The 12,492-nt window shown below is 36.9% G+C and carries 12 protein-coding genes and 1 pseudogene; 5 read left to right on the top strand and 8 right to left on the bottom strand.

Annotation, left to right across the window (positions count from 1 at the left end; translation table 11 throughout):
• Nucleotides 1-187 precede the first annotated feature (187 nt).
• From PYW36_RS09735 to PYW36_RS11390, 3 genes and pseudogenes are all read right to left on the bottom strand, one after another.
• Nucleotides 188-934, bottom strand: a complete 747-nt coding sequence (locus PYW36_RS09735; protein ID WP_037572729.1) for a M50 family metallopeptidase — start codon at nucleotides 932-934, stop codon at nucleotides 188-190.
• 94 nt (nucleotides 935-1,028) lie between these two features.
• Nucleotides 1,029-1,177, bottom strand: a pseudogene (locus PYW36_RS11395) (DapH/DapD/GlmU-related protein); the annotation flags it as partial.
• A gap of 275 nt (nucleotides 1,178-1,452) precedes the next feature.
• Nucleotides 1,453-1,560 carry a maltose acetyltransferase domain-containing protein gene (locus PYW36_RS11390; RefSeq protein ID WP_105962920.1) on the bottom strand — a complete coding sequence of 36 codons (108 nt, stop codon included), beginning with the start codon at nucleotides 1,558-1,560 and terminating at the stop codon, nucleotides 1,453-1,455.
• Nucleotides 1,561-1,852: 292 nt separating this feature from the next.
• Here PYW36_RS11390 and tarA point away from each other — a divergent pair, with 292 nt between their 5' ends.
• A complete protein-coding gene (gene tarA / locus PYW36_RS09725; protein WP_037573084.1) occupies nucleotides 1,853-2,623 on the top strand; it encodes an N-acetylglucosaminyldiphosphoundecaprenol N-acetyl-beta-D-mannosaminyltransferase TarA in 771 nt (256 codons plus the stop codon).
• A 153-nt stretch (nucleotides 2,624-2,776) separates the two neighbouring features.
• On the opposite strand, the gene tagH is transcribed toward tarA, so the two are convergent.
• Nucleotides 2,777-3,571 carry a teichoic acids export ABC transporter ATP-binding subunit TagH gene (gene tagH, locus PYW36_RS09720; RefSeq protein WP_037572727.1) on the bottom strand — a complete coding sequence of 265 codons (795 nt, stop codon included), beginning with the start codon at nucleotides 3,569-3,571 and terminating at the stop codon, nucleotides 2,777-2,779.
• A gap of 400 nt (nucleotides 3,572-3,971) precedes the next feature.
• Here tagH and PYW36_RS09715 point away from each other — a divergent pair, with 400 nt between their 5' ends.
• From PYW36_RS09715 to tagD, 3 genes are all read left to right on the top strand, one after another.
• Nucleotides 3,972-4,775 carry an ABC transporter permease gene (locus PYW36_RS09715; protein WP_037573082.1) on the top strand — a complete coding sequence of 268 codons (804 nt, stop codon included), beginning with the start codon at nucleotides 3,972-3,974 and terminating at the stop codon, nucleotides 4,773-4,775.
• Nucleotides 4,776-4,954: 179 nt separating this feature from the next.
• A complete protein-coding gene (gene tarB, locus PYW36_RS09710) occupies nucleotides 4,955-6,046 on the top strand; it encodes a teichoic acid glycerol-phosphate primase TarB (protein ID WP_103159321.1) in 1,092 nt (363 codons plus the stop codon).
• 143 nt (nucleotides 6,047-6,189) lie between these two features.
• Complete coding sequence (tagD, locus tag PYW36_RS09705; RefSeq protein ID WP_037572723.1) at nucleotides 6,190-6,588, top strand: glycerol-3-phosphate cytidylyltransferase; 399 nt, start codon at nucleotides 6,190-6,192, stop codon at nucleotides 6,586-6,588.
• A 49-nt stretch (nucleotides 6,589-6,637) separates the two neighbouring features.
• Here the strand turns inward: tagD and pbp4 are convergent, their stop codons facing one another.
• Nucleotides 6,638-7,921 carry a penicillin-binding protein PBP4 gene (pbp4, locus tag PYW36_RS09700; RefSeq protein WP_103159322.1) on the bottom strand — a complete coding sequence of 428 codons (1,284 nt, stop codon included), beginning with the start codon at nucleotides 7,919-7,921 and terminating at the stop codon, nucleotides 6,638-6,640.
• A gap of 257 nt (nucleotides 7,922-8,178) precedes the next feature.
• Here pbp4 and PYW36_RS09695 point away from each other — a divergent pair, with 257 nt between their 5' ends.
• Entirely contained in the window at nucleotides 8,179-9,903 is a 1,725-nt protein-coding gene (locus PYW36_RS09695) for an ABC transporter ATP-binding protein (protein ID WP_037572719.1), read from the top strand.
• Between the two features lie 50 nt (nucleotides 9,904-9,953).
• Here PYW36_RS09695 and PYW36_RS09690 read toward each other — a convergent pair whose 3' ends face one another.
• Genes PYW36_RS09690 through PYW36_RS09680 form a run of 3 tightly spaced genes read right to left on the bottom strand, consistent with a single transcriptional unit; the run spans nucleotide 9,954 to nucleotide 12,350 of the window.
• Nucleotides 9,954-10,115, bottom strand: a complete 162-nt coding sequence (locus PYW36_RS09690; RefSeq protein WP_037572717.1) for a FeoB-associated Cys-rich membrane protein — start codon at nucleotides 10,113-10,115, stop codon at nucleotides 9,954-9,956.
• An 11-nt stretch (nucleotides 10,116-10,126) separates the two neighbouring features.
• Nucleotides 10,127-12,121 (bottom strand): ferrous iron transport protein B, encoded by a 1,995-nt coding sequence (gene feoB / locus PYW36_RS09685; protein WP_103159323.1) that lies wholly within the window; start codon nucleotides 12,119-12,121, stop codon nucleotides 10,127-10,129.
• Nucleotides 12,114-12,350, bottom strand: coding sequence for a FeoA family protein (locus PYW36_RS09680; protein ID WP_103159324.1), 237 nt, complete (start codon nucleotides 12,348-12,350; stop codon nucleotides 12,114-12,116). Before PYW36_RS09680 ends, feoB begins: the two co-directional genes overlap by 8 nt.
• Nucleotides 12,351-12,492: the final 142 nt, after the last annotated feature.

Genomic DNA, 12,492 nt, shown 5'->3' with positions numbered 1-12,492 from the left:
TCATTCGTAACGTCTTCATGCAGAGGTGAGGCGCCTAGAAAAGCGAGGCTTTATGGAACAATCAAATAAATGAAGTTATTTATACATCAGTCCGATTTATTATAGAACCTTTAATATAAATTAAAAACGTCATTTAGCCAGAACTTATAACGTCAACTTATGAAAAAAGGTCTTTATGCTTAGCGCCTTATGATGCAAATAATTGCTGAAATAGAAAATAGAGACTGGCTAAATTCAATAATATCCAAATAGAAGCATAAAATAGAGTAGGGATATGTGTTAATGCGCTTAAAGCACTCCCATCCCAAGACGGTTTAGGTCTTGCAAAGGTAAGTTGCGCAATTGTCACAGTCGATTGAAGCACTTCCCCTAAAAGTGTCCCGAGTAAAAAATGATAAATCATCATATAAATCATCGAGTAATTCGTTAGATTTTCAGATTGAACTCCAAAGTAAGTCGCTAACCCTAAGATAAATATAATCAAAATAGGTGTTATTTTTCTTGATGTGACGACGGTAAAGTATAAAAAGATAAGAATGTAAAACAGTATAAATAAGGCGCCGTAGCCCTTACTTTGAAGTATTAATCCCACACTCAACATGAAGGGAGGCATAATATATCCTCCAAAAGTGGTCCAGATTTGACCTAAGCGACTTCGTGATTTGGTAATGGCATAGCCTTGTTGCCCTGTAGCCATACGCTCGCTTCGTTTAACAACGACAACAAAATCTACAGCGCGACCGCCACTTAAACGGTTAAAGAGCACATGACCAAATTCATGCGTTAAAACCGGAATATAGTTTAAGAAAATATCTAACATGGAGAAGAGCGGTTGTCGTTGATAATAGTGACTGACTAAATAGAGTGTTGTCACAAAAAGCAATAACACGAGTGAAATGGGAACAGGAGAAACAAGCCAGAATTGTTCCTGCATATTGATAGTCCTTTCTGTGTAAGTACCTGTATTATAAAATAATTTGACCTTTGTCGCCTATAGACTTCAGTCGTAGTTGGAAGGGGCTATAGGGTTTTATTACTGTTGCGGGGTTTCCACCAACGACGGTTCTAGGGGTAACATCTTTTGTAACCACGCTACCTGCGGCAATGGTGGCCCTTTGCCAATTGTAACTCCAGGCAAAATAATAGCGCCCGCACCAATCCAAACATCATCTTTAACAGAAATGGGTTGCCCTTGTTCAATGCCAGAACGTCGGTCAATAGAATCCAATGGATGATTGACGGTAATGATTTGTACGTTTGGACCAATTTTAACATGATTACCAATATAGATAGGGGCGATGTCCAACCATGTTGTGTGGGCATTGGCAAAAAACGATTCACCAATATGAATATTAAATCCATAATCCATATGAATAGGGGGCGTGAATGTAAAATGCGTTTTTGTTGAGCCAAGGAGTGGCCTTAAAAACACTTGACGTGCTTCATCTTCGTCTAGGGAAATTGTCGTAAATACCTTTCCGTTTGTTGACGTGCTTTTACAAGCTCAGGATCGTTTGCGTGATAGGGAAGACCCTCTATCATTTTGTCGAATTCCTTCATATGATAACCTCCTTTAAAATTTGACCTTTTAATCACTCCAGTGGATTAATACACTGCATACGAAAGTGATGACATCAATAATATTTACATGTTTACAAAATGTTCCGCAAGGTGTCATAGGTGCTCAGACTTTAGTATTAAAAATGTTGATATAACTTGATTTAAGTGTAAAATGTGTTAAAGTTACATAAATGGTATGTAAATCTGATGTAAAAATCAAGAGAATGAAGGTGAGACTATGGCAAAAGTGTTGCCAGAGATACAAAGTGAGCGCTCTTTTCCTAGTCATGAAATGGAATCAACGCAGCAGTCATATCCACTTGAAAAAGTGAAAGCGCAAGTTCAAGTGCTAGATATTCAGTTTGATAACGTCACATTATTAGATATGCGCGAAAATATTTTACGCTACATGCATACGCCTACGCCACATAATCTATTTGTAGTGACGGCGAATCCAGAAATTGTGCATTATGCTTCTGAAGAACCGATGTACCAAAACATTATTACGAAAGCGGATTATATCATTCCAGATGGCACAGGGATTGTAAAGGCGGCTAAAATCTTAGGACATCCATTACAAGAGCGGGTGCCAGGTATTGAAGTCATGGAGCAATGTTTAGATATTGCGGATATTGAACACCGAAAAGTATTTTTACTTGGCGCAACATCGCCTGTTGTTGAGAAAGCAGCGCGTCGGATAAAGCGTCAATACCCAAATTTGGAGATTCAAACGCATCATGGATTTATTGATATTGCTGATGCTGAAGTGGTAGATACAATTCGTGATTTTAATCCGGATTTTATATTTGTAGGCATGGGTTATCCTAAACAAGAACAATGGATTCAACACAATCGTCATCACTTTGATCACACAATGATGATGGGGGTTGGAGGCTCAATTGACGTATTTAGTGGTGAAGTTAAACGTGCGCCGTACATTTGGCGAGCGCTCAATTTAGAATGGGTGTACAGAGGTATTACAGACATTAAACGTATTCATCGCTTTAAACGTATTCCTAAATTTTTATTTGCTGTGCTTAAACAAAAGTATTTTAAAGTATAAAAACGTATTTCCGAATACAACGTTCGGAAATACGTTTTTTTAAGAGTTAAGATGTATGTTTCACTGTTTAATAGGGTAAAGTTGATTACATAAGGTGGAGTATGGTGTGTGGATGCAATCTAGAGAAGCGAGATACCACATACTTGCTAGGTCTTACTTTATTTCAAAGCGATGTTCATCTAACTGTTTTCTAAATGCTTTTTGTTCTGCAACAGATTTTTTCTTAAACGCTTTTAGGAATGCTTCATACTTTGGTAATATTTCATCAACAGAACCAAAATCTTTTAATTGTCCTGCTTCAATCCATGCAATTTTAGTACAAAAATCACGGACTTGACGAAGATTGTGGCTCACAAAAAAGATGGTTTTGTCTGCTTCTTTAAATTCGTATATTTTTTTTAAACTTTTTTGAGTGAACGTTTGGTCGCCTACAGAGAGCGCTTCATCAATGACAAGAATTTCTGGATCAATGGTGACACTGATTGAAAAGCCGAGTTTAGAGCGCATTCCGCTTGAATATTTTTTGACGGGCTGATAAATGAATTCGCCGAGTTCACTAAATTCAACAATTTGAGGTGTGAGCGCTTTGATTTGATGTTTATTAAAGCCCATGCACAACATTTTAAATTCGATATTTTCAAGGCCAGTGAGATTACCGTTAAGACCCGCATTAATCGCAATGACGCTGACATCACCGACTTTATCAATATGACCGTGTGTGGGGGTTAAAGAGCCACCAATCATGTTGCTTAAAGTTGATTTTCCTGATCCGTTAATGCCGACGAGTCCAATAACATCGCCTGCATAGGCTTGAATAGACACATCTTTTAAAGCGTAAAAAGTTTTATTTTTATGTTTTGGCCATAAAGCGTCTTTGATGCGCTCTTTATTATTGCGATAGATACGGTATTCTTTTGTCACATGTTCAATGTTTACCGTTGGTTTCATAATTCAACATTCCTAACTAAAAGTTTATATCTCTTTGACTGAGTATTTGATGATAATTTGAAGTGTGATGCATCTTATTCTAACATGAATGGGGTAAGTATGGTTTCATAGGGTTATCATGTCCGAATAGTGAAATTTAACAAATCATTGTATAAATCTTTGTCAGTTTGACTTCAACCTACTATAATTTTAGATTATAATCATATTACTAAGTAGTTGTTAATTTTGTAAAGCTATTGTAAATTATTTAAGGATACAATGTATTAATTTTACTGAAAACTATGAGTTATTTCAATTAAAGAATATGCGATAGATACGGATGGGTCAAACTTTAAATAAAGTGGGAGGTTATTTTTAGTTTGACGATCAAATGTTGTCGTATGTGAAAGCGTGGTCAGTTATGAAGTCTGTCTTAACCGTGCTAAAAGAGCACGTGACGAGTTTTTATCTCATTCAACGTTTAGCACAGTTCCAACTAAAAATTACAAATCATAATAACTATTTAGGGTTAGCGTGGGAGATTATTAACCCTATTATTCAAATCATGGTTTATTGGTTTGTGTTTGGATTTGGAATTCGTAGCAACCATCCTATTGATGGTGTGCCGTTTATATACTGGTTACTCGTTGGGATTAGCATGTGGTTCTTTATCAACCAAGGTATTTTAGAAGGGACAAAATCGATTACGATGAAATATGGTCAAGTGGCAAAAATGAATTTTCCCTTGTCGATCATTCCTACGTACATTGTGACGAGTAAATTGTATGGACATCTCGTACTCGTATTTGCCATTGTGGTATTGTGTATGATTGCGGGCGTGCCCCCTTCAATTTATATTGTCCAATTGTTAATATATATTCCTTTTGCTTATTTTATTACAATGTCCATTGCGTTGCTCACTTCAACGTTAGGGGTACTTGTGAGAGATACGCAAATGGCAATGCAAGCTTTATTAAGGGTTCTTTTCTATGCATCCCCAATTCTTTGGGTACCCAAACCAGGGTCTTTGCCAGAAAAGATTATGATGTATAATCCAATTTATTTCATTGCAGAGAGTTATCGTGCCGCAATATTATTCCATGAGTGGTATTTTATTGAGCACTGGGAACTCGCTTTATATAATGTATTTGTTGCAGTAGTATTCTTTGTTGTTGGGTCGATGTTGCATATGCGCTACAGAGATCATTTTGCAGATTTTATGTAATTGAGACAAAGAATCTTACTTAGAGGTAAGAGCATCTTCTAATGTCATCAATGACTAGGGGTGGATGAGCGAGGTAAACGCATATCCCCCAGTCATTGATGGATTATAATTTCTCAAAGGCTGGCGCACGAGTTGTCCAGCTTTTTTCTATAAACAAATCTTATAAGGCGGTGTTAAAAATGCTACGTTATTGGTTCAAAGAAGTGTACATCATAATGATTCGTTTTTTAATGCTTTTTGTTCAGAATAGGAATATCAATACCAAACAAATAGTAGTTTTAATGACTTTTAAAGAAGACACATTACCTGTCATTCAAAAATTAAATGAGCGCGGCTTTCATGTCACTGTATTTGCTAAAAGACAACACCTTGAGGCGTTAAAACAAATAGATGGGGTCCTCATCCATGAACTTCATCAAATGAATATATGCCATCAATTATACGCAATGGCAGGTGCTAAAGTTATTTTTATAGATAATTTATATGCATTTATGGCAGGATTTAAAAAGAAAAAAGGACAAACCGTCATACAGACTTGGCATGCCGCAGGGGCGTTAAAACAATTTGGTTTCGAAGACCATGCGGTCAATCAGGACAAAGTTTTAAGTGTCAAGCAATATCAAAAGGTGTATGCCACAACCGATAAATATCTTGTAGGCTGTGCCCAAATGGCTACGTGCTTTCAAAACGCTTTTCACGCAAATTATGAGCAGCTTGTAAATTTTGGAGTTCCGAGAATGTCCAGGTATTTTCAAACAGATACTGACGCACGAAAAACCCAACTTAGAGCGCAATTAGGGATAGAGCGAAAAGTGGCCGTCTATTTGCCGACTTATCGAGAAGAAGGCATGACCAACCGAATCTTAAATAAAGAGGCCTTCGAAAAAAATATGCCGGAGTATCTTCTGTTAACACGTTATCATCCAGCAACACATATCTTATCGGAGGATTATGGATTATCTATTTTTGATTTGATTGTTCTTGCTGATGTAATTATTTCTGATTATAGTTCTTTACCTATTGAAGCAAGCCTTATTCAAACGCCGACATTATTCTATGTCTATGACGAACAAGCGTATGAAAAAGTGAGAGGCTTAAATCGTTATTTTTATGATATCCCTACCTCTTATAAGGTCTATCGAGAAGAGGACATCTATCGTCGTCTTGAATCTGAGGACCTCCAACCGCTTTTTGAAGATTGGCATACGTATAATAAACAATCCACGTTAAATCAGATTGCTATTTATGTAGACCGACTAACAAAAATTTAATTTCAACGAACATGATGACCATTAGCCTTTAAAACTTGAGTATAGTCTCTAATATATAGATTTTGAATTGTATCTCTTAGACGTGCGTGCTATACTTTGGTCATATGTTAAGCTCATATTAAAAATATTAAGGAGGTGTAAACGTGAAACGTGTCATTACTTATGGAACGTATGATCTTTTACACTATGGACATATCGAATTACTGCGTCGTGCAAGAGAAATGGGAGATTATCTCGTAGTTGCACTTTCGAGTGATGAGTTTAATCGAATCAAAAATAAAAAGTCTTATTATAATTATGAGCAACGAAAAATGATGTTAGAATCGATTCGTTATGTAGACCTTGTGATTCCAGAGAATGATTGGGGTCAAAAAGAAACCGACGTTGAAAAGTACGAAATTGATACTTTTGTGATGGGTCACGATTGGGAAGGCGAATTTGACTTTCTCAAAGACAAATGTGAAGTGATTTACCTTAAACGTACCGAAGGAATATCGACTACTCAAATTAAAAAAGAATTATACGGCAAAGACGCAAAATAACGGATTGGGGGACTCCCCCAATCCGTTATTTTAATATTTTGAGATTCGGTTATTTTCGGCGATTAAAAGTTAAAAAGAGTAGATAATAAATGATGACTGATAAAAACCCTATTAAAAAGAGCAATCCTAGTGAGGTGAGAATAGGATGATCTTTCCAAGAACTCACAACAAATGATTTTGATTGATGTACTATTGGTTTTTCTACAGTGACTGTAGGTGGCCCATACGCTTTAGAAATAAACTGTCGATCGTATTCTAAATGAACTTCACCTTTTTCAATGACAAAGCGGTAGGGTTTTGTCATTCCTTTAGGTACAACATCATACAAGTCTTCAGTCACATAATAAGCTTTTCCATTAATTTTGTGTTCACCTTTGGCTAAGACTTTTTTATAATCATATTGATCAAAAGCAGCATTAATGGTACTTGCACTCATCATGTTGCGTTCCTTTTCACCACCGAGATTTTTATAATCTCCAGCGCCCATAATAATATGGAATATCCGGAATTTACCACGTTTTGTGGTAAGAGAATTGTTGTAATCCGCAAGATCACTTGAGCCAGTTTTTAAACCATCTGTACCTTGGAGACTCATATTGCCACCCTCAAGTAGGTCATTGAATGTGTAATAAGTGACCCCGTGCTGAGTCGGTGCAATTTGCTTAGTGAAATCTAATATCTTAGGTGTGTCTTTGACAGTATGTAAAGCCAAGATAGCATAATCGTGAGGAGAGGTCATTGACGACATCTCATTCTTATATTTCTTAGGCGCAAATTCTTGTAAACGATAGTTTTCAGCACCTGTTGGATTAACGAAATGCGTTTTTGACATGCCAAGATCTTTCGCAGTTTGGTTCATGTCATCTACAAATTTTGATGTTGATCCAGATACTTTTTTCGCAAGAATTAACGAGGCGGCATTACTGGAGGCTGAAACGGTAATTTGGAGTAATTCTGCGATGGTATAGGTTTCTCCAGGATAGAGCTTTGTATTGCTTAATTCTGGCAATGTAGACATTCTATAATGTTCATCGGTGATTTTGATAGTGTCATCAAGGCTTAAGTCACCCGATTTTACTGCTTGTAACGTGAGGTACATCGTCATCAGCTTGGTCATTGAAGCGGGGTACCATTTTTGTTGATCTTGGTATTGATAAAGGATTTGGCCTGTTTCACTAATGTTAATGAGTCCCTCAGGTTGAAAGCCATAACCGACCGAATACCCATATTGATTCGCGATATCTACAGGTGTCACTGTATTCGCTTTAGTAAAAGGTGTTATAATAGTTGTAGCGAAGAATACAACTAAAATACTCAGAATTACTTTTTTCATACGCACTCCTTCAAACATCTTCAAACTTTTGTTTGGAACAACTGAAATTCTATTTTACCACAGTTTTTTGTGAGATGTATGCATCTAAAGGTGTAGTTTGAAAATAATGGAGTGAGACATTTCTACATATTAATCGGATGTCTTATCACCGAGTGAGAAAAAAACCGTGATTAGAGCGATGCTATAAAAGAGGGTTAGAATACTGCGTGACACAGATAAGTCACCACAAGTAAAAACGATTGAAGAGGTACGAATTTATGAAAAAAGAGAATCCACTTATCTATTTACTAAAAAAAATTTCATGGCCAGTGGGTTTGATTATTATTGCAGTTATGATTGCCTCATTGGGGAGTTTAACAGGTCTACTCGTCCCTCTTTTTACTGGACGATTAGTAGATAAATTTACGATAACGACAATTAATCCGTCATTTATCGCAATTCTTGTGGGTGTCTTTTTAATGAATGCGATACTAAGCGGTTTAGGATATTATTTATTAAATAAAATTGGCGAAAAAATGATTTATGCGATTCGCTCAGTATTATGGCGACACATCATTCATTTGAAAATGCCATTTTTTGATAAAAATGAAAGTGGACAATTGATGAGTCGTCTAACAGATGATACAAAAGTGATTAATGATTTTATTTCGCAAAAATTACCAGGCTTTTTTCCATCTGTCATTACAGTGATAGGTTCCTTAGTCATGCTTTTCATTTTAGACTGGCAAATGACCTTACTCACATTTATTACTATTCCTATTTTTGCACTGATCATTACGCCACTAGGTAAGATTATGCAAAAAATTTCGACGAATACGCAAAATGAAATAGCTAATTTTAGTGGTCTATTAGGCCGTGTTTTAACAGAAATGCGACTTGTAAAAGTATCGAATACGGAGCATTATGAATTAGAAAAAGCACGTTTCAACTTAGATGAAATCTATAAATTAGGGCTAAAACAAGCGAAAATAGCTGCGATTATTCAACCTATTTCAGGTATTATTATGCTGATTACGATTGGTATGATTCTTGGTTTTGGAGGATTGCGTATTTCATCTGGTGCAATATCAGCAGGGACGCTCGTGGCAATGATTTTTTATGTGCTTAATTTATCAGTCCCATTAATCAATTTATCGACATTAGCTACAGACTATAAAAAAGCGGTCGGTGCGAGCAGTCGAATTTATGAAATATTACATGAACCTCTGGAAGCCATTGAACCGAAAAATAATGCCTATCACCTTGCCCACGGTGACTTGACGTTTGAACATGTGTCATTCCGATATGAGGTTAAGCCTGTATTAAATGACGTATCGTTTAATATTCAACGAGGAGCTGTAACGGCATTCGTTGGGCCCTCTGGTTCTGGGAAGAGTACGTTATTCAGTTTAATCGAACGTATGTATGAAATTGAAACCGGTGATATTAAATATAACCAACAATCTATTTATGATATTAGTTTGAGTGACTGGCGCCGTAAAATTGGTTATGTGATGCAATCGAATGCCATGATGAATGGCACTATTCGTGAAAATATGCTTTACGGAATAGAGCGAGAAGTCTCACAAGAAGAACTTGAACATTATGCTAAACTTGCCAATTGTCATGAATTTATTTCAAGCTTCGAACAAGGTTATGATACGATTGTTGGAGAGCGTGGCTTAAAATTATCAGGAGGCCAACGTCAACGTATTGATATTGCGAGAAGTTTTGTGAAAGATCCAGATATTTTATTATTGGATGAAGCCACAGCCAACTTAGATAGCGAGAGTGAACGTAAAATCCAAGAAGCATTAGATATCTTAATGGAAAATCGGACAACAGTCGTGATTGCCCATCGTTTATCTACAATTAAAAAGGCAGGTCAAATCATTTTCCTAGATCAAGGACGTGTCACAGGCGTAGGTAAACACGAAGAGTTAATGCAAACGCATGAAAAATATCAACATTTTGTAGAAACACAAAACTTAACCACACATTAAAAAGGTGGTCATTGCCCTTGTTTGATGCAACAAGGCAATGCCACCTTTCTTTAATTTTGGAGATGTTTTGGCAAGTGATTTGTTTGGCAACCTTCGTTCATATCACATGCGCTACATTGTCCTTTTTTAGATTTCTTAAAATAACGCGTAAGGACATAGGCAGAATAACTGATGATGACGAGTACAAATAAGATATTGATGACGAGTGTCATCGTATCACCTCCTAAAAAATAAGTGAACCCACTTGATAGACAATAAATGAAAGCACATAGGCAATCGTGACAGGATAGGTTACCGCAAGTAGGGTCCATTTCCATGACGTTGTTTCTTTACGAATAGCAGCGACTGTTGCTAAGCAAGGTGTGTAAAGTAAAATGAACACCATAAAACTATAAGCAGATAATGCTGTGAAATGTGATGAAATCATAGAGACTAAGGCGTTATCATTGACCGCATAAATAATGGCCATCGCACTCACAATGACTTCTTTGGCAAGAAAACCTGGAATTAATGTTGCAGCGGCTTGCCAACTGTCAAAACCTAACGGTGTTAAGAGTGGGGCAAGGGTTGTACCGATAGCATGCAAAAAGCTTTCATTGACAGGCACGTCTAAGCCATTTGGACCTGCATAATTTAATATCCAAATAATGACAGAACCCGCAAAAATAAAAGTACCCGCTTTTTTAACAAACCCTTTTCCTTTTTCCCACGTACTACGCCATAACGTCTTGATAGATGGCATGCGATAAGGTGGGAGCTCAACAACAAAAATCGACGTATCTTTTTTCAGTATCGTTTTAGACAAAATATAACTGACGACTAATGCAGCGACAATGCCAAGAACATAAAGGCTTAAGACGATAAGCGCTTGATGTTGGGCAAAAAATACAGCCACAAACAAACCATAAACAGGAAGGCGCGCTGAACATGACATGAAAGGCGTGATTAAGATGGTGGTCAGGCGCTCTTTTTCTTCTTCAATACTCCGAGCAGCCATGATGCCGGGAACATTACAACCGAACCCGATAATCATGGGAATAAAAGATTTTCCGTTTAAACCAAAATTCTCCATAATTCGATCCATAATGACGGCTATGCGCGCCATATAACCAGAATCCTCTAACAGAGAGATAAAGAAAAATAATACTAAAATTTGCGGGACAAAGACGAGTACGCCCCCTACACCAGCAATAATGCCGTCTGTTACAAGCGCTTGAATCGGCGCATAAATACCTAATGAAGTCATTACTTTTGTCGCAAAATCGGTTAACGGTCCGCCGAAAAATGCGTCGAGTTGATCAGAGAGTGGCGTTCCAATCCATGTAAATGTAATTTGGAAAATGAGCCACATAAATCCTAAAAAGATAGGAATTCCTAACACTTTATGTGTTAATAAAGCATCGATACGTTCAGTAAGGTGATGTTTTGTTGTTTTAGGATAGGTAACGACATCACTCAACAACCCTTCGATGTAATTTTGACGAGTAGCCAGAATTTCTCGCTCAATATCTATATTATGTGTACGGTGAAAAGCCGTCATGCAGTTATTAAATGCTTCTCGTGTTGCAGCGTCAAAAGAGGCTTTAACGGATGGATTGTCTAAGATGTATTGAATAGCGATAAAGCGATGATGCTTACTTGCAAGCGGATAGTCTTTTGGAATACATGCGATGATTTCTTTAATAAGTGATTCTATGTGTTCCCCATACTGAATGATTAAGGGACGTTGTGGTGACAAATGATGATCTTTTAAAGCGTTGAGCATTTCTGTACTCCCTTTTCCAGTTCTAGCAATCACTGGAATGATAGGGAGGTGTAATTTGCGCATTAATTTTTGGTAATCGATTTGAATGCCACGCTGACTCGCAACATCCACCATATTCAAACCGATAAGCAACGGTGCGCCAAACTCTAGTAATTGAATAGTTAAATTAAAGTTTCGCTTGATTTGAGCAGCATCAATAATATTAATCATCCCATCAAACGTCTCGTGAATAAGGTAGTCAGTAACCACCGTTTCATCACGGGAAATGGGGACGAGGTCGTAAATGCCAGGCAAATCAATCAAACGCCCAGAGTGCGCTTTCAGTTGTCCAACTTTTTTTTCAACAGTAACACCGCTCCAGTTGCCTACATAATCGTACGAGCCTGTTAACGCATTAAAAAGGGAAGTTTTACCGACATTTGGGTTTCCTAAAATACAGTATGCGTTATTCATAGCAGTGCTCCAGACAAATTTTACATGCATCACAATGACGGATAGAGATATGTTGGCCGTTAATATTAATTGTACAAGGGCCTTTGAATAATCCTTTTTGATGAACTTGCAATTGACACCCTTCAATACAACCTAAAGCACGTAAACGATGCTTTAAATTTGAATTGTTCATATCAAGTGTCGTTACTCTATAATTAATGCCGATTTGAGCGTCAGCCACATGTGTCATTAAAATCACCTATTCCATAAATGTTAATGATAATCATTTTCAATAAAATTATATACGCGTTGACACTTTTTAACAATAGTTTTAGTGTGGAAATTTAGTGACAAGAGTGTTTTTTATGCGTTTGACTGAAAACGTTTAATAT

The sequence above is a fragment of the Staphylococcus chromogenes genome (assembly GCF_029024625.1).
Lineage (GTDB): Bacteria > Bacillota > Bacilli > Staphylococcales > Staphylococcaceae > Staphylococcus > Staphylococcus chromogenes.
The sequence above is the reverse complement of the archived record's forward strand: the minus strand, read 5'-3'. Positions and strand labels throughout refer to the sequence as shown.